This is a genomic window from Methylobacterium soli, assembly GCF_008806385.1.
Classification (GTDB): Bacteria; Pseudomonadota; Alphaproteobacteria; order Rhizobiales; family Beijerinckiaceae; genus Methylobacterium; species Methylobacterium soli.
In genome coordinates, this window is record NZ_VZZK01000060.1 from 1 (window position 1) to 21134 (window position 21134).

Below are 21134 nucleotides of genomic sequence, written 5' to 3' on the forward strand. Positions count from 1 at the left end.
CGGTAGCTCGTCAGGCTCATAACCTGAAGGTCACAGGTTCAAATCCTGTCCCCGCAACCAACACCAGCACACCGACACAGAACCCCGCCAGGCGAAAGCCTGGCGGGGTTTTTCGTATTCGCGAAAGGATCGGCGCCTCAACGGGAGCGCATGATGATCCAGATGGCGTGGATCATGCCAGGCACGCCGCCGAGCAGCGTCAGCAGAATGTTGAGCAGGAACTGCAACCCGATGCCCTCCGTCACCAGCACCGCGACCGGCGGCAGGAAAATGGCGAGCAGGATGCGGACGATGTTCGACACGGAGACTCCGGGGGAGGGGGGTTGCGACCATCAAACGGGGGGGAGCCCGTTCCGTTCCCGTGCGGGATGCGTCACGCTTGCGCGAGGGCGCGGTTTATAAACCTCTCTCCGGTAGCGTCCTGATGGTTCTCAGCTCCGCGCGATCGTGTGAAGATGTTTGCATCCCTCGCCCATGAGGTCGAACGGGCCATCGCGAACGGCGATCCGGTCACGCGCGTCGAGATGCTTCGCCGGATGACGCGCCTCTTCACAGATCGCGGCAGCACGCTCGATGCCGAGCAGGTCCGGGCCTTCGACGTCGTCATCCTGAAGCTGTCGCAGAATGTCGAGGTGTTCGCGCGAGCCGCCCTCGCGCGCGCGCTCGCGGATGTCGCGCAAGGTCCCGAGCACGTCCTGCAGGACCTGGCGCTCGATCCGGATTCCTCCGTCGCTGCGCCGGTTCTGGCGCGCGCGCAGCCGATCGCCGACACCACGCTCCTGCAGGTCGCCGAGACGCGCGGCCAGAACCACCTCTACGCCCTGTCCCGGCGGCGGCGCCTCAGCGAGCGGGTCACCGACGTCCTGGTCACGCGCGGGGATCAGGAGGTGGTGCGGTCGGTGGCCGGCAATACCGGCGCGCGCTTCTCCAATGCCGGATTCACCGCCCTGACGGCCCATGCGCGCCTGGATGCCGCCCTCTCGGACATCCTCGAGATCCGCCGCGATATTCCGCCCGTCCATCTGGCGCAGCTCCTCGCCATCGTGAAGGAGCGCGTCGCGGAACGTCTGCGCGGCGAGTTCGCCCCGGAGGCGGTGCGCGCCGCCCTCACCACCGCGACCCGCGAGCTTGCGAACCCGGAGGCGGCGCCGATGACGCCACCGGCGAGCGAGGCGCTGCACGGGGCGAGCCCGCAGGCCGATCTCAGCGAGAAACAGATCGTCGCCTGGGTCGACGCGGGCAAGCTGCCGGAGGCCCTGGCGGCTTTGGCGCGCGTGGCCGCGGTGCCGAGCGAGATGGCATTCCGCGCCTACGAGGCGCCGCAATATGATCCGCTGCTGTTCCTCATCCGGTCCGTGCGTTTCGGCTGGGGGACCTTCAAGCACTTCATCCAGTCGAAGCCCGGCAAGCCGCCCCTGCCCGAGGAGATGAATGGCGCCTTCGAAGCCTTTCAGGCGCTCTCGGTGACTACGGCGCAACGGGTCGTGCGCTTCACGGCGACGCGCGAGACGTCCCCGAACGCCAAGGCCGCCGGAAGCTCGCCGGCCCGCGCGTGAGGCGAGGGCCGTGCTGCGCGAATGGGCCCTCTCCCTGACGATTCCGGCCCCGCTCCGGCATCGGCGCCTCGGACATGTCCGCGAGGGCGTCTTACTTCTCGTCCGGTCCCGCCGATGCCGCGCGGCCTGGGATTGGGAGCTGGCGCCCTTCGGGGAGGCCGAACGGCATCGCCGCCTCATCCACCGGCTCGTGGCCTTTCGCGATTGGGGCGCCGCGCGGGCCCGAAGGCCGAGGCCCGGCTCTTAGGGGGAAACGAAGAGAGCCGCCCCCGGATCCGGGGGCGGCTCTCGTGTTCGTGTCTTGCGGGGGCTCGCTTACTCGGCGGACGACGAATCCACCGATGAGTCCGTCGCGGGCGCGCCCTCGGCACCTTCCGCACCCTCGAAACGGGGCCGGCGGCGACGACGCGGCTTCGGGGCGACGCGCGGGGCGTCGTCCTCCGGCGCTCCGGCCTCATGCGCGCCGGCACCGTTCAGCGGAAGCTCGGGGGCCGGCTCGTTCGGGGCGGGCGCACGGGTCGGCGTCATCAGGAAGGCCGGCAACGCGCCGGGCTCCTCCGCGAGGGGACGCGGGGCCGGCTCCTCGCGGCGGCGCTCGCGCCGGGCCGGAGCTTCGGACCGGGGGGTCTCGGACCGGGGCGTTTCCTGGCGGCTCACATCCTGGCGATGCGATTCCTGCCGATTGGAATCTTGCCGATTGGAATCTTGCCGGTTGGAATCTTGCCGATTCGAATCTTGACGATTTGAGTCCTGGCGCGCGGGCTCCGAGCGCTGGTAATCGCCGCGACCGCCCTCGAAGCGGTTCTCGCGGGGCTGATCCTGCCGGCCGTAATCCTGACGCGGCTGGTCCTGGCGTCCATAATCCTGACGACCACCGTCCTGACGCCCGCCATCTTGGCGCCCGCCATCCTGGCGCCCGCTGTCTTGGCGGCTGCTGTCCTGGCGGTTGCTGTCGTAGCGGCTGCCGTTGTTGTCGAAGCGCGGGTTGCTGCGGTCGCCGCGGTTCTGGAAGCGCTCGCGCCGCTCGGGACGCTCGCGGTTCTGCTGGCGGTTGTCGCCATTGCCCTCGCTGCGACTCTCGTAGGGCTGCGGCTGCTGGCCCGGATCCCCGTAATCGTCGGCGTAGCCGTTATAGCCCTGGCCGTTCGGGCCGCCCTGGCCCTCGTCGTCGCCCTCGTCGAGGTCGTCCTCGTAGCCCTGGCGGGCGTAGCCGATGCCGGCCTGCTGGCGGTTCTGTTCCTGCGCACCGGAGATGATGCGGAAATAGTGTTCGCCGTGCTGGAAGTAGTTCTCGGCCGCCACCGGATCGCCGGAGGCCTGCGCGTCGCGCGCGAGCTGGGCGTATTTGTCGGCGATATGCTGGGCCGTGCCGCGGATCTTGACGTCGGGGCCGTTGGATTCGTAGGAGCGCGTCAGCGGATTGGGGCCCTTCGGCCGGTTGCGGCCGCGCATCCGTCTATTCTGGTTTGGTCTCATCGGTCTCGATTGACCCTCGTTCGTGCAAAAGGCGCGTCTGGTGTTGCGACTGTTCCCTCGACGGCACCGGTCCGAGCTTCGGCCGATCGGAAGCACCGGGGGACCGGTCGTCCTTGGCAGAGGCTTCGTGATCCGTTTGCCGCTCTGGCCGTCCCGTCCAATCGGGGCCTACGCTTGCGTCCAGGACGCCATTCGATTGTCAGGTTCGAATTTCACCAAGCTGCATCGCGATCTCGAACAACGCGTCGGCTTAGTGGTGAGGAGATCGGCGAACTCGGCGGAAGGGGTCGTCACCGACCTTACCGCTATCCGTCTTAACGGACCGTTCGCGATCTGCAACCCGACACTAGTCGCTCGTGCCCGCCACAACAAGCTTTTTTTCAGTCCAGAGCAGGATTTGACCTAGCATCGCGGGCGAGGTCCAGTCGGGTCCAGGCGGCGAAACACCAGAACCCGGTCGTGTCCGGCAAGGTCCTGGCGCAGCCCGACGGTCTCGAAGCTGCCGGCTTCCGCGAGGCGCGTGACGGCCTCCGCGAGGCGCGTGACGGCCTCCGCCTGGTCGTATCCGATCTCGAGCGCCAGAATCCCGCCCGCACCCAGGAGATGGGGATCCGCGCTCACCCCCGCAAGGATGGCCCGGTAGGCATCGAGCCCGTCGGCGCCCCCGTCGAGGGCAAGGCGGGGGTCGTGCAGGCGCACGTCGCGCGACAGGGTCGGGAGCACCTCCCGGACGATGTAGGGGGGGTTGGAGACGATCAGGTCGAAGGCGCCCGTAAGGCTCGCGCACCAATCCCCGCTGACGAAGGCGGCCCGGTGGCCGACCCCGTTCAGGGCGGCGTTGGCCCGCGCCGTCGCGAGGGCGCCGTAGGCCCGGTCGAGGCCGATGCCGAAGGCCTGCGGCAGCTCGCTCAGGAGCGCCACCAGGAGGCAGCCGGATCCGGTTCCGAGATCGAGGATGCGCAGCCGCCGGTGCCGGTCGCCGATCTCCGCGAGGGCCGCCTCCACCAGGGTCTCGGTGTCCGGCCGCGGCACGAGGGTCTCGGCGGAGAGCCGAAACGGCAAGCCCCAGAATTCCCATTCGCCGAGGATGCGCGCGACGGGTTCCCCGGCGATGCGCCGCCGGACCGCATCGGCGAGGCGCTCCGCCCCCGTCTGTCCGATCGGCGCGTCGCCCCGCAGCGTCAGGTCGATCGGCCTCAGGCCGAGGCTGTATAGCGCCAGGAATCGGGCATCGCCCGGCCCCCCCGCGATGTCGGCCCGCGCGATCAGCGCCTCGATCCGACGGATCGCCTGGTGCAGCGACAGGTCGGGCGCGAGATCCGGCATCGGTCGGGGCCTAGCCCATCCCCTCGGCCGCCAGCAGCTCGGCCTGGTGCTCGGTCACGAGCGCGTCGACGAGCTCGTCGAGGGCCGTCCCGGCCAGCACCTCCTCCAGCTTGTAGAGGGTCAGGTTGATGCGGTGGTCGGTCACCCGCGCCTGCGGGAAATTGTAGGTCCGGATGCGCTCGGAGCGGTCGCCGGAGCCGACCTGCGCCTTGCGGTCGGCGGCGCGGGCCGAATCCTTGGCGCTGCGCTCCGCGTCGAACAGCTTGGCGCGCAGCAGCGACATGGCGCGGGCACGGTTCTTGTGCTGCGAGCGCTCCTCCTGCACGAAGACCACGATGCCGCTCGGCATGTGGGTGATGCGGATCGCCGATTCCGTCTTGTTGACGTGCTGGCCGCCCGCGCCCTGCGCCCGCATGGTGTCGATCTTCAGGTCGGCGTCGTTGATCACGATATCGACCTCCTCCGCCTCCGGGAGCACCGCGACGGTGGCGGCGGAGGTGTGGATTCGCCCCTGTGTCTCGGTGTCGGGCACCCGCTGGACCCGGTGGGCGCCGCTCTCGAATTTCAGTCGGGCGAAGACGCCGCGGCCCTTCACCTCGGCCACGACCTCGCGAAAGCCGCCGGCCGCGCCCTCGCTCTCCGAGATCACATCGACCTTCCAGCCCTTCGATTCCGCGTATTTGGCGTACATGCGGAAGAGGTCGCCGGCGAACAGGGCGGCCTCGTCCCCGCCGGTCCCGGCGCGCACTTCGAGGATCGCGCTCTTCTCGTCCGCCGCATCCTTCGGCAGCAGCATGAGCTGGAGGGCCCGGTGGGCGGCTTCGAGCGCGGCCTCGGCCTCCGGCTTCTCGTCGGCGGCGAGCGCCCGCATCTCGGAATCGCTGCCCGGCTCGTCGATCATGGCCTGCACGCCCGCCAGGTTCTCGGCGGCCTGACGGTACGCACGGATCGCCGCCACGACGGGATCGAGCTCGGACAATTCCCGCGAGAGCTGCACGAAGGTGTCCGAATCGGCCGAGCCGGCGCTGAGCGTCGCGGTCACGATGTCGTGGCGCACCAGGATGGCGTCGAGGCGATCGGGAGGAAGTGGGGTCATCGCCCGGTTGATACTCTGACTCGCGGACAGTGTGGTCGGGGCCGGCCGTCAGCCCGCGCCGGCCCTCTGCCCGCTGGTGGTGGAAATTCGGACGCTACCTAGCCCGGGAGTGGGGCCGCCGCAACGACGCCCGCCCGCCTCGACGGGGAACGGGGCAGCGCCCGGCGCATGGGCCGTCGCCCGGATCGCGGCCGGAGCCTTGGTGACTTCACGCAAGGGTTGCGGTGATCAGGGGCGATGCGCGCGCCCGCGCGGCTCCGGCCCCGCCTAGAGCTGTTCCCGATCGCGTTGCGCCGGGACCGTCGGCCGCGCCCGTGCTGACGCGGGCGCGGATCCCCTCTCCCGTGCGGGAGAGGGGGTCCGCCGCGCTGCCCGCGCCTCTATCTCCGGGCTGCGAAGCGGAACCCTGGGACAACGTTGCACCCCACCTCTCCCGTCCGGGAGAGGTCGAGTCGGCGCCAGCCGACCGGGTGAGGGGTGCGACCTCTCCGGACAGCGCTCATCCCTCACCCCAGCCCTCTCCCGCACGGGAGAGGGGGCCGTCGCGCTGCCCGCGCCGTCATCCCGAGACCGCGAAACGGAGCCCTGGAATGAGGCTGTGCTTCACCTCCCCCGTCCGGGAGTGGTCGAATCCGCGATAGCGGAACGGGTGAGGGGTGCGACTTCTCCGGACAACGCGCACCCCTCACCCCAACCCTCTCCCGCACGGGAGAGGGGGTCCGTCGCGCCGAACCGGACCGGGGCTGCCCATTTTCCAGCCCGTTGCAACGCGATCGGGCGCGGCTCTAGACCGGGACCCCGTTCGCCTTGGCGAAGGCGGCGAGCGCCGGCCTCAGCGAGGCGCCGTCGCTGGCGCGCGCCATCTCGGCATCGATGACGGCCTTCACGGCGGCGGCATCGATGCTCAGCACCATCGCCTTCACGGGGCCGATGGCGGCGGGCGACATGGAGAGGTCGCGAAAGCCCATCCCGATCAGCGCCATCGCCTCGAGGGGGCGTCCGCCGATCTCGCCGCAGACCGTGACCGGGCATCCCGCCGCGGCCGCATGTTCCGCGATGATCCGCAAGGCCCGGATGGCCGGGGCGCTCAGCGCATCGAAGCGGTCGGCGACGCGGCGGTTCTCGCGGTCGACCGCGAACAGGAACTGCATCAGGTCGTTCGAGCCGACCGAGAGGAAATCCGCCGCCGCGGCGATCTCGTCGATCTGGAACAGGAGCGAGGGCACCTCGATCATCGCGCCGAGGCGGCAATCGCTCGGCAGCGCGTGGCCGTGGCGGTGCAGATGCGCCTTCTCGCGGTCCACGATGGCCTTGGCGCGGACGAACTCGTCCACCGTCGCCACCATCGGGAACATGATCTTCAGGGGACGCCCGCCGGCGGCCTTCAGGAGTGCCCGGAGCTGCACCCGCAGGAGGGCCGGGCGATCGAGGCCGATGCGGATCGCGCGCCAGCCCAGAGCCGGGTTCTCCTCCTCGAGCTTGGGCATGTAGGGCAGGATCTTGTCGCCCCCGATATCGAGGGTGCGGATCGTCACCGGCTTGTCGCCGGTGGCGGCGAAGACGGCCTCGTACAGGGCCTGCTGCTCGGCCGCCGACGGCATGCGCTCGGCCACCATGAATTGCAGCTCGGTGCGGAACAGGCCGATACCCTCGGCTCCGGTCTCCTGCAGGTGGCTCAAGTCGACGAGGAGGCCGGCATTGAGGTGCAGGCCGATGCGCACGCCGTCCTTCGTCACGGCCGGCACGTCGCGCAGGGCCCGGTACTGCTCCTGCCGGCGGGCGCGCAGGCGCACCATCTCGGCATAGGCCGCCTCGATCTCGGGGCCCGGCCGGACCTGGATCTCGCCCGCGATGCCGTCGACGATGATGGCGTCGCCCGCGTCGCAGAGCGCGGTCGCGTTCGCGACCTCGCCGACGGCCGGGATACCGAGCGCCCGCGCCACGATGGCGATGTGGCTCGTCGGGCCGCCTTCCTCCAGCACGACGCCGCGCAGGCTGGTGCGGTCGTAATCGAGGAGCGCCGCCGGACCCATCGAGCGGGCGACCAGGATCGCGTTCTCCGGCATGGCGCTGCCGCGCCCCGACGCCTCCGGGCCGATGAGCTGGCGCAGCAGGCGATTGGCAAGGTCGTCGAGGTCGTGCAGCCGGTCGCGCAGGTAGGGGTCGCTCTGCCGCAGCATCCGGGCGCGGTTGTCCGACTGCACCCGCTCGACCGCGGCCTCCGCGGTCAGGCCCGAGACCACGGCCTCGCGCATCCGGCGCAGCCAGCCCTTGTCGTGCGCGAACATGCGCACGGTCTCTAGCACCTCGCGGGACTCGCCGGTGCCGATCGAGTCGCCGCGCTCCACGAGGTCGTCGATCGCCGAGCGCACCTCCTGGATCGCCGCCTCCAGGCGCTCGACCTCGCGCTCGACATTCTCGGCGATCAGCGTCTTCACGACGATGCGGGGCTCGTGCAGCACCACGTGGCCGAGGCCGATGCCCTCCGCGAGCGCCACGCCGCGCTGGCTCACCGCCCGGCGCGTCGCCGAGCCGGCACCGGGCGCCAGGCCCTGCAGCTCGCCCGAGGCGATCATCTCCGAGAGCACCATGGCGGTGGTCTGGAGCGCCTCGATCTCCTCCTCGGAATAGACCCGGTAGGTCTTGTTCTGGACGACCAGCACGCCGAGCGTGTTTCCGGCGCGGAGCAGCGGCACGCCCAGGAAGGCGTGGTAGGCCTCCTCGCCCGTCTCCGGGCGATAAGCGAAGGCCGGGTGCGTCTGAGCGTCGGAGAGCGAGAGCGGCTCGGCCGTCTGCGCGATCAGGCCGACGAGGCCCTCGTCGGCGCGCATCCGGGTCAGGTGCACCGCCTCGCGGTTCAGCCCTTCCGTGGCGAACAGCTCGAGGGTGTTGTCGTCGCGCAGGACGTAGACCGAGCAGACCTCGGCGATGACGTTGGCGGCGATGAGGACGACGATGCGGTCCAGGCGCGCCTGTGGGCTGACCGGCTCCGCCATCGCTTCGCGAAGGCGGCGCAGCAGCAGGCGCGGGCCTCCGGGCGCAGCGGGCATCGTCTCGTCAATCCAACCTTCGGTGGCCCGTGCAACCTTGGCGCCAAACCGGCCAGCAAGGCAACGCGTCGCTCGCTCCGGCGCGGGAGGTTCAAGCCTGATCGAGGCCGTATAGCGAGTGGAGCGTACGAACGGCAAGCTCCGTGTAGGCCGCGTCGATCAGGACCGAGAATTTGATCTCGGACGTCGTGATCGCCCGGATGTTGATGCCCTTCTGGGCAAGCGCCCGGAACGCCTTGGCGGCGACGCCCGCGTGGCTGCGCATCCCGACGCCGATCGCCGAGACCTTGACCACCTCGGTCGCACCCTCGATCTGGGCGAAGCCGATCGTCTCGCGCTGCTGGTCGAGGATGGTGCGCGTGCGCGCGTAATCGGCCTCCGGCACCGTGAAGGTCATGTCCGTGGTCGATTGGTCGCCCGACACGGTCTGGATGATCATGTCGACATTGATGTTGGCATCGGCCAGCGGCCCGAAGATGGCGGCGGCGACGCCGGGGCTGTCCTTGACGGAGCGGAGCGTGATCTGCGCCTCGTCCTTCGCGAAGGCGATCCCGGTGATGATCTGCTGTTCCACGATGTCGTCCTCGTCGCAGATGAGGGTGCCGGGGCGGGCCGCGTCCGGCGGGTCGAAGCTCGAGCGCACGGTGGTCGGCACCCGGTGCACCATGGCGAGTTCCACGGAGCGGACCTGCAGCACCTTGGCGCCGAGCGAGGCCATCTCCAGCATTTCCTCGAAGGTCACGCGCTCCATGCGCTTGGCCTTCGGCACCACGCGCGGATCGGTCGTGTAGACGCCGTCCACGTCCGTGTAGATGTCGCAGCGCTCGGCCCCGATGGCCGCCGCCACCGCGACCGCGCTCGTGTCGGAGCCGCCGCGCCCGAGGGTCGCGATCCGGCCCGTTTCCTTGTGGATGCCCTGGAAGCCGGAGATCACCGCGACCTCGCCGCGCCGGAAGCCGGCGTCGAGATTCGCGCTGTCGATCGCGGCGATGCGCGCCGAGCCATGCGCGCTCGAGGTCTCGATCGGGATCTGCCAGCCCTGCCAGGACCGGGCCTTGATCCCGTCCTTCTGCAGCGCGATGGCGAGGAGACCGGAGGTCACCTGCTCGCCGGAGGCCACGACGGCATCGTACTCGGCCTCGTCGTAGAGGCCGTTGGCGTCCTTGACCCAGCCGACGAGCTCGTTCGTCTTGCCGGACATGGCCGAGACCACCACGGCGACGTCGTAACCGGCCGCGACCTCGCGGGCCACGTGGCGCGCCACGTTGCGGATCCGGTCGACATTGGCGACGGAGGTGCCGCCGAATTTCATCACCAAACGGGGCATGTCATCACCAAACGAGGCATGTCGCGTCCGCGTCGATTGCCTTTGAACGGGATCGGGAGCACCGCAAGACGGGGCGGCGCTCGCGCGGGCCCGCTACCGCCATGCGGCTGTACCGGGCCGGGCTCCGGCGGGTACAAGGGGTGCCTCAGCGTGTCAATCGCGGGGCTGACCGTCCGGATGGTCCGGGCGGGCAAGGCGCCGGCCGACCGACCCGCGATCACGTTCGCCTCTGGCGCGTTCACCTCTGGCGGATCCGCCTCTGGGGCTTGCGCCTCGATCCACATCGCCCGCGGGCGGCATTCCGGAGTTCGGCCGAGCCGATGAGCCCACAGACAGCCTCCTCCATCGATCGCGACGAGGTCGCCCGCTTCGACAATCTGGCGGCGACCTGGTGGGACGAGCGCGGCCCCATGCGGGTCCTGCACCGCTTCAACCCGGTGCGCCTCGCCTATATCCGCGACGCCGCCTGCCGCCATTTCGGGCGCGACCCGAACGCTCCCTTCGCCCTCGACGGCCTGCGCATCGTCGATGTGGGGTGCGGCGGCGGCGTGCTGTCCGAGCCGCTGGCGCGCCTCGGCGCCACGGTCACGGGCCTCGATCCGGCGCCGACCAACATCCGGGTCGCGCGCGCCCATGCCGAGGCGGAGGGGGTCAGCGTCGATTACCGGGCCGAGACGATCGAGGCGGTCGTCGATCGCGGCGAGCGGTTCGACATCGTGCTGGCCATGGAGGTGGTCGAGCACGTCACGGACATGCCCGCCTTCGTGCGCAGGGCCGCGGAAGGCGTGAGCCCCGGCGGGATGATGTTTGCCGCGACGATCAACCGAACCTTGCGCTCCTTCGCCCTCGCCATCGTGGGGGCCGAGTACGTCCTCGGCTGGCTGCCGAAGGGCACCCACGATTGGGAGAAGTTCGTGACGCCGGCCGAACTCGCCCGCGCCATCGAATCGGGCGGGCTCAAGCTCACCGACACGACCGGCGTGGCCTACAACCCCCTCGGGGACAGCTGGCGCATCAGCCGCGACGTCGCGGTCAACTACATGATGCGGGCCGAGCGCCCGTCTCAAGACGGGCACCCGTCGTAAGGCGGGCACCCAGCCTGAACCGGCGGCGACCTCCCCCCGTTGACAGGGTCACGACAGGAGACGCCCATGCTCGAGAAGTTGCCCCATGCCGTCGGCGAGGCCCTGTCGGGCCTGAAGGCCGGTCTCGAGAAGACCGCCTATCACGCATTCTTCCCGGAGGCCCCGGAGAGCCTCGCGGTGACGAGCCCGGCCTTCGCGGAAGGCGAGGCCCTGCCGGCCCGGTTCACGCAGGACGGCGCCAAGGTGTCGCCGCCGCTCGCCTGGAGCGGCGTGCCGAGCGAGGCCCGGAGCGTCGTGATCCTCGCCGAGGACGCCGACAGCCCGACGCCGAAGCCCCTCGTGCACCTCATCGTCTGGAACCTCGCCGGGCACGATGCCGCCCTGGCCGAGGGGGCGCTCGCGAGCCCGGCGGGCCCCGGCGCGCACCACAATCTCGGCCGGAACAGCTTCCTGAAGGATCAGTACCTGCCCCCCGATCCGCCGACCGGGCACGGCCCGCATCGCTACGTCTTCCAGGTCTACGCCCTCGACGGCACCCTCGCCCTCGCGGCCTCGCCGGGACGCGGCGCGCTCCTCGACGCGATGAAGGGCCGTGTCCTCGCCAAGGGGCAGATCACCGGTACCTACGCGCGGACCTGACGTCGGGCGGCCCGCCGAGCCTTGCGGCGGCGTGGATTTCGGTGTGCAACCGCGGCCGAGATCAGTGGAGGCGCACATGAAGGCATTGCTCTGCACCCGGCTCGGCGGGCCCGAGGACCTGTCGATCGAGACGCTGCCCGATCCCGTCCCGGGCCCGGGCCAGGCGCTCATCCGGGTGAACGCGGCCGCGCTGAACTTCTTCGACACGCTGATCATCGCAGGCCGCTACCAGGTCAAGCCGGAGCTCCCGTTCTCGCCCGGCGGCGAGGCCTGCGGGGTTGTGGAGGCTCTGGGGCCCGATCTGCCGCATTCGGCTGACGCGGTGCGATCGTCATATGTAGACGGTCGAAAATCATATGTAGATCCGCAAAAATCATATGACATGTTCCGTCGCCAGGACGGTGAAACATCGGCCGGGGGGGCTCCGATCGGAATCGGCGACCGCGTCGTCGTGCACCAGAAATTCGGGACCTGCCGGGAGCGGATCGTGGTCGATCTGGCGCGGCTCACCCGGGTACCGGAGGTTGTGAGCGACGAGCAGGCTGCGGGCCTGACCATCACCTACGGCACCTCGCTACACGCACTGCGCGATCGGGCCCGCCTGGCGCCGGGGGAGGTTCTGGCGGTGCTCGGCGCGTCGGGCGGGGTCGGCCTCGCGGCGGTCGAGCTCGGCAAGGTCCTGGGCGCCCGGGTCATCGCCTGCGCCTCCTCCGAGGAGAAGCTCGCGGTCGCCCGCCAGCACGGCGCCGACGAGACCCTGGTCTACAGCCCCGACACCCTCAAGGACGCCCTGCGCCGCCTCACGGGCGGGCGCGGCGTCGACGTGGTCTACGATGCGGTGGGGGGCGACTACGCCGAGCCGGCGCTCCGGGCGCTCGCCTGGAAGGGCCGCTTCCTCGTGGTCGGCTTCGCGGCGGGCGAGATCCCCCGCATCCCCCTCAACCTCGTGCTGCTGAAGGGCATCGACGTCCAGGGGGTGCATTGGGGCGTCTTCGTCGAGCAGGAGCCGGAGGCGCACCGGGCCAACCAGCGCCAGCTGCTCGCTTGGGTCGCCGAGGGGCGCCTGAGCGCCAAGGTCCACGGCGTCTACCCGCTCGCGGATTACGTCGCGGCGCTTCGGATCCTCAAGCGCCGCGAGGCCGTCGGCAAGGTCTTGCTCCGGCCCTGAGACGGCTCAGATCAGCCCCTGCGCCTTGGCGAGGGCCACGAGGTCGCCCTGCGGCCGGGCGCCGATATGCTGGATCACCTCGGCCGCCGCGAGGGATCCGAGACGGGCGGCGGTGACGTAGTCGAGCCCGCGCGCGTGGCCCGCGAGGAACCCCGCCGCGAACAGGTCGCCCGCGCCGGTGGTGTCGACCACCTCGCGCACGGGCGAGGCCTCGACCGTGCGGATCTCGCCGCCCTTCACCACCACGGAGCCGGCCTCCGAGCGGGTGACGAGTCCGAGCAGGTGCTTGCCGCGGTTGTCGCGCTCGTCGCGCAGGGCCTTCACGGCCGCCTCGGCATCCTCGGTCTGGTAGAGGCTCTGCAACTCGCCGATATTGGCGAACAGGATGTCGATGCTGCCGTCGCGGATCAGGCCCAGGAACTCCTCCCGGTAGCGGCCGACGCAGAAGGCGTCCGAGAGAGTGAGCGCCACGGCGTGCCCGGCATTGTGGGCGATCTTGACCGCCTTGCGGAAGGCGTCCTTGGCGGCCGGCGGATCCCAGAGATAGCCTTCGAGATAAGTGATGCGGGCGCTGGCCACCACCGCCTCGTCGACATCGGCGGGCGAGAGGCCCTGGCAGGCGCCCAGATAGGTGTTCATGGTGCGCTCGCCGTCGGGGGTGACGAGCACGAAGCAGCGGGCGGTCGCCGGCCCCTCGCTCGCCGGCGCCACGCCGAATTGCACGCCGGTCGCCTTCAGATCGTGCGCGAACAGGTGGCCAAGCTCGTCGTCGCGGACCTTGCCGATGAAGCCGGTGCGGGTCCCGAGGGTCGCGGCGCCCACCGCGGTGTTGGCGCCGGAGCCGCCCGAGATGATCGTTGCCGGGCCCATGGCGCCGAACAGATCCTCGGCCCGCGCCTCGTCGATCAGCTGCATCGCGCCCTTCGGCACGCCCTGCGCCGACAGGAAGGTCTCGTCCATGCGGGCAATGACGTCCACGATGGCGTTGCCGAGGACGAGAAGATCGAGGGGAGCGGTCATGCGGGCGTCCTGTTGCGTGGGCGTCGAAGCGTCGGGCGCTCTCGCATCGGCACAGGCGGGGGTCAAGCCGCGGGGGCCGCCGCCTCCGGTTCCGCGCGGCCCCACCACAGGGTCCAGCGGTCCCGTTCGGTCACCGGGCCCTCCCGGAGCAGCCGGGTGCCGATGAACCCGATCAGATCCACCAGCTCCGCATCGGAGAGCGCGTGCAGGATCGAGCGTCCGGTCCGCGCCCGCAGATCGGCCGCCAGCGCCGCGAAGCCGGAATGGACCTGGCGCGTCTCCCAGACGCTGCGGCTTCGCACGTCGCCGAAGCCCGCCTTGCGCAGGCCCGAGACGATCGCCTCCGATCGCGGTCGCCGCGCATCTTCGACCGTGCGGAGGCGTGGGCAGCGCTCGAAGTAATAGCCGCGGAGGTGGTCGGGCGCGCCGGGCAGCCCCACGTCCTCAGGGGTGCGGTTCTGCAGGATGACGAGCCCCTGCGGCCGCAAGATCCGGCGAGCTTCCCGGAAGCAGGCGTCGCGATCGTCGAGATGGTGGATCAATGCCCGCGAGAACACCACGTCGACGCTCGCCGCCGGCAGGCCGGTGGCACCGGCATCGCCCTGCACGAAGCGGAGGCCGGCGAGGCCGCGATGGCGCTCCCGCGCGGCGCCGAGCATCTCTGCCGAGAAATCGACGCCCACCACCGTCGCGGCTCCGAGACGCGTCCATTCGGCGGCGTAGAGGCCGCCGCCGCAACCGATATCGGCGACGTCGAGACCCTCCGGGTCGACGAGAGCCCGGATCGCCTCCGCCCAGTCGGGCGAGACGTCGCGCCCGGCGTAGCTCATGCGATTCCGCTCGGCATGGAAGTCGATGGGCATGTGCGCAGGCTACCCTGACCTCGCCGTCCAGACCATGCGCAGACGGCCCCCGCGGCGTCGGTCCACGGCGCCTGAGGCGAGGCGGATCTTCAACAATGCGTCAGGTCTCGGGGAAGAGATCGCCGACCGCCACGCTGAAGCCCGGCGGCGTGAAATCGACCCAGCCCTCCGAGGCGATGCGGGTCTCGATGATGTCGCCGCTTCCGCGCCGGTGATGGATCAGTCGACGCTTGCCCGGATCGATCATCAGGTAATGCTGGATGCTCGGCAGCCGGAAATAGTCGGCGAGCTTCTGGCCGGCATCGATGCCGCGGGTTCCGGGTGACATGACCTCGATGACGATGATCGGGTTGGTGGCGCAGACGGCGTCGTCATCGAGCGGTTCGCCGCATTGGACGAGGGCATCCGGCTCATAGGCCGTCACGTCGTCAACGCGGACGGTCATGCCGTCCGGAAGCATCTCGCAGCGAAGCTTCGCCGCGGCGAGGCCAGCCTGCAGGGCGGTTTGCACCCGGAATTTCGCCCGTGCGTGGCGGGCTCTCTGGGGCGACATCGAGACGACCTCGCCATCCAGCAATTCGTGCCGACCCGGCCTGCCGACCGCCCAGGCCAGGAACTCGTCGACCGTCAGCCGTGTCTTCGGTTGCAGGCTCATGGGACAAAGCTAGCATGGATCCGGAGGCCCACGAAGGCGGCGCGAGCCCCGGCAGGGCGCCTATTGCAGGGTCTTCAGCTCACACTGCGCGTAGTCCGCACTGCCTTTCACGTAGGCGTTGAGCTTCTGCAAATACGCCTCGGCGAGGGGCCGGAAGGCCTGGAGCTGCAGATTATAGGCCTGGATCGCGTCGTTGTAGCTGTAGGCCTCCCAGCCCGGGCAGCCGCCCTTGGCGTCGAGGCAGGCGGGCTTCTCCGGGAGCGGCGGCTTCTTCGGCTTGGCCTCGGGCGGGGGCGGCTCGGGGCGGGCACAGGCGGCCTGCGGACCGGGCGCGGCCGGGGCCGCTTGCGGAGCTGGCTTGGTTGTCAAGACGGGCTTGGCCGACGGCGCGGACTGGGCCGCCGGGCCTGGCTTCTCGGCCGGGGCTGCCTCGGCCGCTGAGGCTCCGAGCGTGAGGCCAAGCCCCAGGAGGCCAAGTTCCAGCGCGACGCAAGTCCGACGCATCGATCGTTTCCCTCAAGCCGCGACGGCTCCGGCCGCGCTTGTGCCGGCTTCGCGCGGCCGGAACAAGGCGCCGTCTACTCGGCCGGGGCGATCCGGGGCGCCTTGGCGGCCTTCGGCGGCGCGGCGCGCCGCGGTGCCGGGGTCTTGGCGCGCGCGAGGCACACGAGCGGGAACAGCAGCCCGACCGCGAGGACCCACCAGGCGGGCCGGATCACGTAGGAGAAGTCGAGATTCGCGCCGAGCACCAGGGCAGCCGGGATGCCGCTCTTCACGCCGTACCAGGCGGCCTCCAGCAGTGCCGTGGCGAGGCCGGCCGCGATGGCGAGGCCGAGGAGGGGCAGGGGCCGCGCGGCGAGGCCCCTGCTCTGGAGCAGGCGCCAGCCCATGAGCAACAGAAACAGGCCGGTCCAGAAGACCGGGTCGGAGACGTCGATCTTGGATTGCAGGAAGTAATGCAGCAGCCCGAGCGCCGTGATGGCGTAGACGATGCGGTGCAGGCGGTTCCAGGCCTGGCCCATGCGGCGGATCATGGCGTCGGTCGAGGTGACCCCGAGGGCGATCAGGCCCAGGAGCGCCACGAAGCCGATCGTCAGGTAGATGCGCAGCACGATCTCCGAGGCGACCTTGGTGAGCACGAAGTTCTGGTCCACCACGAAGAGGGCGAGGTGGATGATGGCGTAGGCCAGGGCGGTCAGGCCCAGCATCCGGCGCAGGTTGATCAGCTTCGGCCAGTTCGCGACCCGCCGCAGGGGGGTGACGGCGAGGGAGAGCAGCAGGAAGCGGATGCACCACTCGCCGGTCCCGTGCAGGAGGGCCGTGATGGGCTTGGCCCCGAGCGCGTCGAGGGCGTAGGCGCCCGCGAGGTAGAGGCCGGGCGCCAGCGCCCCCAGGAAGGCCACGAGCTTGAGGGGCGAGAGGCGGCCGGCGCGATCGAGCCAGGGAAGCGGCAGCGTCTGTGCGGTCATGGGCGCGTCGGAAACCTCGGGGCGGGGCGAAAATCTCGGAGAAGTTGTGCAACCGGAGGGTCGGTTCTTCGGCCGATCGTGCGGGACGAACCCGCCCGCATGAGGGCGCGCGGGCGTTCCGTCACCTCGCAATTCGTCGCGGAAGCCCCCCGGTTACGGCCTGCGACCACGGAACAATTCATGCACGATCTGCCCCTTGCGGCCCGCCTCGCCCCCGGGCCGAACGGAACAATTCATGCACGGCTTACCGGTAAGTTTCCTCCAAGCCCAAGTCGCCTCCCGCAACGCCCTGCGCTAGGTTCGCGGCCCCTTCTCCCAAGCACGGATTCAGCACCCGATCCATGGCGGCGAAAACCCAAACGGCCTCCCCGGCACCGCAGGCTTTGTCGGGGGAGCCCGCCGATGGCATGACGGCCGCGGAGGCGCGCGCCCGGCACGAGGCCCTCTCGGCCGAGATCGCGGAGGCGGACGAGGCCTATCACGGCGCGGACGCGCCGATCATGACGGATGCCGCCTACGATGCCCTGCGGCGGGAGCTCGAGGCCATCGAGGCGCGCGTCCCTGAGCTCTCCGGGACCGGTGCGGCGAGCGCCTCGGTCGGCGCCAAGCCATCCGACAAGTTCGGCAAGGTCCGGCACGCGGTGCCGATGCTCTCGCTCGGCAACGCCTTCGCGGAGAGCGAGGTCGAGGAATTCGTGGCCCGGGTCAGGCGCTTCCTGAACTGGCCGGAGGCCGAGCCCCTGAGCTTCACCGCCGAGCCGAAGATCGACGGGCTGTCCCTGTCCCTGCGCTACCAGAACGGGCGCCTCGTCACGGCGGCGACCCGGGGCGATGGCGAGGTCGGCGAGAACGTGACGCCGAATGCCCGGACGGTGTCGGATATTCCCGAGGCGCTGACGGGCGAGGACGTGCCGGAAATCTGCGAGGTGCGCGGCGAGGTCTATCTCAACCACGCGGATTTCGCCGCGATCAACGCCCGGCAGGAGGCGGCCGGCAAGCCGCTCTTTGCCAACCCGCGCAACGCCGCCGCCGGGTCGCTTCGCCAGCTCGATCCCGCGATCACGGCCGCGCGCCCCTTGCGCTTCTTCGCCTATGCCTGGGGCGAGGTGACCCCACCCTTCGAGGGCAGCCAGTTCGGCGTGATGCAGCGGTTCCGGGCCTGGGGCCTGCCGGTGAACCCGCACACAATCCTGTGCGCCGATGCGGCGGCCATGATCGCGCATTATCGCGCGATCGAGGCGGAGCGGCCGAATCTCGGCTACGACATCGATGGCGTGGTCTACAAGGTTGACGACCTCGCCCTGCAGCGCCGCCTCGGCTTCGTCTCCCGGGCGCCGCGCTGGGCGCTCGCCCACAAGTTCGCGGCCCAGAAGGCCTTCACGGTGGTGGAGGAGATCGCGATCAATGTCGGGCGCACCGGCTCGCTCAACCCCCTGGCGAAGCTCCGGCCCGTGACGGTCGGGGGCGTCGTTGTGTCGAACGCCACGCTCCACAACGAGGGGTATGTCCAGGGCGTCGGGGGCGACGGCGAGCCGATCCGTGAGGGCCGTGACATCCGGGTCGGCGATACCGTGGTGGTGCAGCGCGCGGGCGACGTCATCCCGAAGGTGATGGACGTCGTGCTGGAGAAGCGGCCGGCGGATGCGACGCCTTACGTCTTCCCCGAGCATTGTCCGGCCTGCGGCAGCCGGGCGGTGCGGGAGATCAATCCGCGCACCGGCAGGCAGGACGCGGTGCGCCGCTGCACCGGCGGGTTGATCTGCCCGGCCCAAGGGGTCGAGCGCCTGAAGCACTTCGTCTCCCGCAACGCCTTCGACCTCGAGGGCTTCGGCGAGACCTATATCGAGGTGCTGTTCGAGGCCGGCCTCGTGCGCCAGCCGGCCGACCTGTTCCGGCTCGATTTCGACGCCTTGAAGGCCGCGATCGTCGCCCGCCGGGAGGCGCTCTCGGCCGAGCGCCGCGCCGCCGGGGAGCCGCCGGCCAAGAAGGCCAAGAAGAAGGGCGACGACGAGGACAAGGCGATCAAGAACCTGCTCGCGGCGGTCGCGGCGCGCCGGACCCTGCCGCTGAACCGCTTCCTGTTCGCGCTCGGCATCCCGCAGATCGGCGAATCCACCGCCAAGGCGCTGGCCAAGCGCTTCCCCGACATGCCGAGCCTGATGCAGGCGGTGGCCGCCGCCGGCGCCGCCCAGGCCGGGCCCGACTTCATTGAGATCTCGGGTGTGCCGCGCATCGGCCCGACCACCCGCGACCGGCTCCTGGAGGCGGGCGCGCCGGGCGAGGCGGGGGAGGGGGAGGCGGATACGCGCCCGCGGGTGCGCATGAGCGCGAGCCAGCGCGACAGCCTCGTGGGCCATTACGGGAGCCTGGAGGCGGCCGAGGCCGCGCTCGCCCGCGCCGCCGCCCAGCGGCCCGGGGAGGCCTACCACCTTCTCGCCGATGACGGCGAGATCGGCCCGGTGGCGACCGATTCGCTGATCCAGTTCTTCTGCGAGCCCCACAACGACGCGGCGGTGCGCGCGCTCCTCGAAGCGGTCACCGTCACGCCGATGCAGGCCGCCGCCTCGGCCGCCGCTTTCGCGGGCAAGACCCTGGTCTTTACCGGCTCCCTCGAGCGCATGACCCGCAACGAGGCCAAGGCCACGGCCGAGCGCCTCGGCGCCAAGGTCTCGGGTTCGGTCTCGGCCAAGACCGACCTCGTGGTGGCGGGTCCGGGCGCGGGCTCGAAGCTGAAGGACGCCGAGAAGCACGGCGTGACGGTGATCTCGGAGGAGGCGTGGGTCGCGATGGTGGAGAGCGCCTGACGATGCGCCGCTCCTTGCCGCGACCCGCCGGATTCTCGCCGCTCAGGATCCCGTGAGCGGGTCGGGCGGGAGCCCGCCATGCGGCTCCTCCCCGCTGCGGCGCATCACCCCGCTCGGGCAAAATCCCGTTGCGCCGCGACTCCCCGAGCCCCTATCGTCGCGGCCGATGACCATCCTGGCGATCGATTTCGAGACGGCGAACGAGCGGCGCGACAGTGCCTGCGCGGTGGGGCTCGCCTGGATCGAGGGCGATCGGATCGTGCGACGGGCCTCGCGCCTGATCCGGCCGCCGGAGCTGCGCTTCGCGCCGGGCAACATCCGGGTGCACGGCATCGTGCCCGCCGATGTGCGGTCCGAGCCGGATTTCCCGAGCGTGATGGCCGAGTTCCTGCCGGATCTCACCGGCGGGCTGATCCTTGCCCACAACGCGCCCTTCGACATGGGGGTGCTGCGCGCCTCGCTCTCCGCCTACGGCCTGCCGGTGCCGGCCTTCTCGTATCTCTGCACCCTGCAGATCGCCCGACAGGTGTTCCCGGACCCGGCCGGCTGCGGCCTCGGCAAGGTCGCGGCGCGCCTCGGCATCCGCTTCGAGCATCACGACGCGGGCGAGGACGCCTTTGCCTGCGCCGAGATCGCCCTCGCGGCCATGCGGCAGACCGGGGCCGAGGGGGTGGCCGGGCTCACCCGGGTGCTGCCCCTTCAGGTCACGACCCTGGCGCCCGGGCCGGACCTGCCGCGATACCGCCAGCCCGGGCGCGACTCGGTGGCGGGCCGGGCGCTGTTCTCCGCCCGGCGGGCGTCCGGGCCGGAGGACGACCGGCTCCGCTTCGCGATCCGGGGCAGCACCGGCAACCGCTACGAGGTGTCCTTGGAGGAGCGGCCCTCCGGCCTCTATCTCCGCTGCTCCTGCCAGGCCGGCCGCAACCGCCGCCGCTGCCGCCACGTCGACGCGGTGGTCGACGGCGACGTCACCGACTTGATCTCGCGCAACTTCGCCGATGTCGAGTGCCTGCGCCGACTGATCGAGGCGGCCCCGGCCGGGCACCGGGTCGAGCCCGTGCGGGTGCGGCGGGTGCAGGCGGCCTGATACCCGGCGGGTATGCCGGGGCGCGACCTCTCCGAGAGGTCACCTCCCTCGCCGTTCCGCACTCGCGCACTCCACCACTCCCTGACGGGGGCGGTGAGGCGCTTGGCCATCCGCTCCCATCTGTCGTTCCGGGGCACCGGGGGCGGGCCTGGGCTACCGGCCAGGTGGCGGGACCAACTCTGAGAGCGCGACGAACCCCCTCTCCCGTCCGGGAGAGGGTTGGGGTGAGGGGACAGCCTCCTCCGGAAAGGTCGCATCCCTCACCCGGTCGGCTCGCGCCGACTCGACCTCTCCCGGACGGGAGAGGTGATGCGCTCGGACGTCTGCTCACAACGTCGGTCCGGGGTGCGGGAGGTGATCCTGGGATGCGCAGCGGATACCAGAACCAGCCCTGATGGCGCGACGGGCCCCCTCTCCCGTGCGGGAGAGGGTTGGGGTGAGGGGTGTGCGTTGTCCGGAGAAGTCGCACCCCTCACCCGTTCCGCTATCGCGGATTCGACCACTCCCGGACGG

The 21134-nt window shown here is 70.8% G+C and carries 17 protein-coding genes; 6 read left to right on the forward strand and 11 right to left on the reverse strand.

Going from position 1 to position 21134, the window contains the following annotated elements:
- Positions 1–137 precede the first annotated feature (137 nt).
- Entirely contained in the window at positions 138–302 is a 165-nt protein-coding gene (locus F6X53_RS29755) for a YqaE/Pmp3 family membrane protein (RefSeq protein WP_150965485.1), read from the reverse strand.
- Positions 303–455: 153 nt separating this feature from the next.
- Here F6X53_RS29755 and F6X53_RS29760 point away from each other — a divergent pair, with 153 nt between their 5' ends.
- Entirely contained in the window at positions 456–1556 is a 1101-nt protein-coding gene (locus F6X53_RS29760; protein WP_151005177.1) for a DUF2336 domain-containing protein, read from the forward strand.
- 315 nt (positions 1557–1871) lie between these two features.
- On the opposite strand, the gene F6X53_RS29770 is transcribed toward F6X53_RS29760, so the two are convergent.
- The 5 genes from F6X53_RS29770 to F6X53_RS29795 all read right to left on the reverse strand — a co-directional run bounded on the left by F6X53_RS29770 (position 1872) and on the right by F6X53_RS29795 (position 9831).
- Entirely contained in the window at positions 1872–3008 is a 1137-nt protein-coding gene (locus tag F6X53_RS29770; RefSeq protein ID WP_151005181.1) for a DUF4167 domain-containing protein, read from the reverse strand.
- 426 nt (positions 3009–3434) lie between these two features.
- Complete coding sequence (gene prmC, locus F6X53_RS29775; protein WP_151005184.1) at positions 3435–4358, reverse strand: peptide chain release factor N(5)-glutamine methyltransferase; 924 nt, start codon at positions 4356–4358, stop codon at positions 3435–3437.
- A gap of 10 nt (positions 4359–4368) precedes the next feature.
- Positions 4369–5454, reverse strand: a complete 1086-nt coding sequence (gene prfA, locus F6X53_RS29780) for a peptide chain release factor 1 (RefSeq protein ID WP_151005187.1) — start codon at positions 5452–5454, stop codon at positions 4369–4371.
- Between the two features lie 785 nt (positions 5455–6239).
- The gene (gene ptsP, locus F6X53_RS29790) at positions 6240–8504 is read right to left on the reverse strand and encodes a phosphoenolpyruvate--protein phosphotransferase (RefSeq protein ID WP_151005193.1); all 2265 of its coding nucleotides are present in this window, start codon (positions 8502–8504) and stop codon (positions 6240–6242) included.
- Between the two features lie 91 nt (positions 8505–8595).
- Entirely contained in the window at positions 8596–9831 is a 1236-nt protein-coding gene (locus tag F6X53_RS29795; protein ID WP_151005195.1) for an aspartate kinase, read from the reverse strand.
- 320 nt (positions 9832–10151) lie between these two features.
- Between F6X53_RS29795 and ubiG the strand changes: the two genes are divergently transcribed.
- The 3 genes from ubiG to F6X53_RS29815 all read left to right on the forward strand — a co-directional run bounded on the left by ubiG (position 10152) and on the right by F6X53_RS29815 (position 12723).
- Positions 10152–10916, forward strand: coding sequence for a bifunctional 2-polyprenyl-6-hydroxyphenol methylase/3-demethylubiquinol 3-O-methyltransferase UbiG (gene ubiG, locus F6X53_RS29800; RefSeq protein WP_151005197.1), 765 nt, complete (start codon positions 10152–10154; stop codon positions 10914–10916).
- 66 nt (positions 10917–10982) lie between these two features.
- Positions 10983–11555 carry a YbhB/YbcL family Raf kinase inhibitor-like protein gene (locus tag F6X53_RS29805; RefSeq protein ID WP_151005200.1) on the forward strand — a complete coding sequence of 191 codons (573 nt, stop codon included), beginning with the start codon at positions 10983–10985 and terminating at the stop codon, positions 11553–11555.
- A gap of 76 nt (positions 11556–11631) precedes the next feature.
- The gene (locus F6X53_RS29815) at positions 11632–12723 is read left to right on the forward strand and encodes an NADPH:quinone oxidoreductase family protein (protein WP_238298015.1); all 1092 of its coding nucleotides are present in this window, start codon (positions 11632–11634) and stop codon (positions 12721–12723) included.
- Positions 12724–12729: 6 nt separating this feature from the next.
- Here the strand turns inward: F6X53_RS29815 and F6X53_RS29820 are convergent, their stop codons facing one another.
- The 5 genes from F6X53_RS29820 to F6X53_RS29840 form a co-directional block, all read right to left on the reverse strand.
- Positions 12730–13743, reverse strand: a complete 1014-nt coding sequence (locus tag F6X53_RS29820; protein WP_151005202.1) for an adenosine kinase — start codon at positions 13741–13743, stop codon at positions 12730–12732.
- Positions 13744–13805: 62 nt separating this feature from the next.
- Positions 13806–14606 (reverse strand): class I SAM-dependent methyltransferase, encoded by an 801-nt coding sequence (locus F6X53_RS29825; protein WP_151005205.1) that lies wholly within the window; start codon positions 14604–14606, stop codon positions 13806–13808.
- A gap of 100 nt (positions 14607–14706) precedes the next feature.
- Entirely contained in the window at positions 14707–15261 is a 555-nt protein-coding gene (locus F6X53_RS29830; RefSeq protein WP_151005208.1) for a Uma2 family endonuclease, read from the reverse strand.
- A gap of 60 nt (positions 15262–15321) precedes the next feature.
- Positions 15322–15630 carry a hypothetical protein gene (locus F6X53_RS29835; protein ID WP_151005223.1) on the reverse strand — a complete coding sequence of 103 codons (309 nt, stop codon included), beginning with the start codon at positions 15628–15630 and terminating at the stop codon, positions 15322–15324.
- A gap of 209 nt (positions 15631–15839) precedes the next feature.
- Positions 15840–16730, reverse strand: a complete 891-nt coding sequence (locus F6X53_RS29840) for a protein-methionine-sulfoxide reductase heme-binding subunit MsrQ (protein ID WP_151005210.1) — start codon at positions 16728–16730, stop codon at positions 15840–15842.
- Between the two features lie 341 nt (positions 16731–17071).
- On the opposite strand from F6X53_RS29840, the gene ligA reads away from it, so the two are divergent.
- A complete protein-coding gene (ligA, locus tag F6X53_RS29845; protein WP_191971055.1) occupies positions 17072–19534 on the forward strand; it encodes an NAD-dependent DNA ligase LigA in 2463 nt (820 codons plus the stop codon).
- 166 nt (positions 19535–19700) lie between these two features.
- The gene (locus F6X53_RS29850; RefSeq protein ID WP_151005213.1) at positions 19701–20621 is read left to right on the forward strand and encodes a 3'-5' exonuclease; all 921 of its coding nucleotides are present in this window, start codon (positions 19701–19703) and stop codon (positions 20619–20621) included.
- The last annotated feature ends 513 nt before the right edge of the window (positions 20622–21134 follow it).

Coding starts and splice junctions, on each gene's coding strand:
- F6X53_RS29760 (WP_151005177.1), top strand. CDS start 456: ATGTTTGCATCCCTCGCCCATGAGGTCGAACGGGCCATCGCGAACGGC.
- F6X53_RS29770 (WP_151005181.1), bottom strand. CDS start 3,008: ATGCGCGGCCGCAACCGGCCGAAGGGCCCCAATCCGCTGACGCGCTCC.
- prmC (WP_151005184.1), bottom strand. CDS start 4,358: ATGCCGGATCTCGCGCCCGACCTGTCGCTGCACCAGGCGATCCGTCGG.
- prfA (WP_151005187.1), bottom strand. CDS start 5,454: ATGACCCCACTTCCTCCCGATCGCCTCGACGCCATCCTGGTGCGCCAC.
- ptsP (WP_151005193.1), bottom strand. CDS start 8,504: ATGCCCGCTGCGCCCGGAGGCCCGCGCCTGCTGCTGCGCCGCCTTCGC.
- F6X53_RS29795 (WP_151005195.1), bottom strand. CDS start 9,831: ATGCCCCGTTTGGTGATGAAATTCGGCGGCACCTCCGTCGCCAATGTC.
- ubiG (WP_151005197.1), top strand. CDS start 10,152: ATGAGCCCACAGACAGCCTCCTCCATCGATCGCGACGAGGTCGCCCGC.
- F6X53_RS29805 (WP_151005200.1), top strand. CDS start 10,983: ATGCTCGAGAAGTTGCCCCATGCCGTCGGCGAGGCCCTGTCGGGCCTG.
- F6X53_RS29815 (WP_238298015.1), top strand. CDS start 11,632: ATGAAGGCATTGCTCTGCACCCGGCTCGGCGGGCCCGAGGACCTGTCG.
- F6X53_RS29820 (WP_151005202.1), bottom strand. CDS start 13,743: ATGACCGCTCCCCTCGATCTTCTCGTCCTCGGCAACGCCATCGTGGAC.
- F6X53_RS29825 (WP_151005205.1), bottom strand. CDS start 14,606: ATGCCCATCGACTTCCATGCCGAGCGGAATCGCATGAGCTACGCCGGG.
- F6X53_RS29830 (WP_151005208.1), bottom strand. CDS start 15,261: ATGAGCCTGCAACCGAAGACACGGCTGACGGTCGACGAGTTCCTGGCC.
- F6X53_RS29840 (WP_151005210.1), bottom strand. CDS start 16,730: ATGACCGCACAGACGCTGCCGCTTCCCTGGCTCGATCGCGCCGGCCGC.
- ligA (WP_191971055.1), top strand. CDS start 17,072: ATGGCGGCGAAAACCCAAACGGCCTCCCCGGCACCGCAGGCTTTGTCG.
- F6X53_RS29850 (WP_151005213.1), top strand. CDS start 19,701: ATGACCATCCTGGCGATCGATTTCGAGACGGCGAACGAGCGGCGCGAC.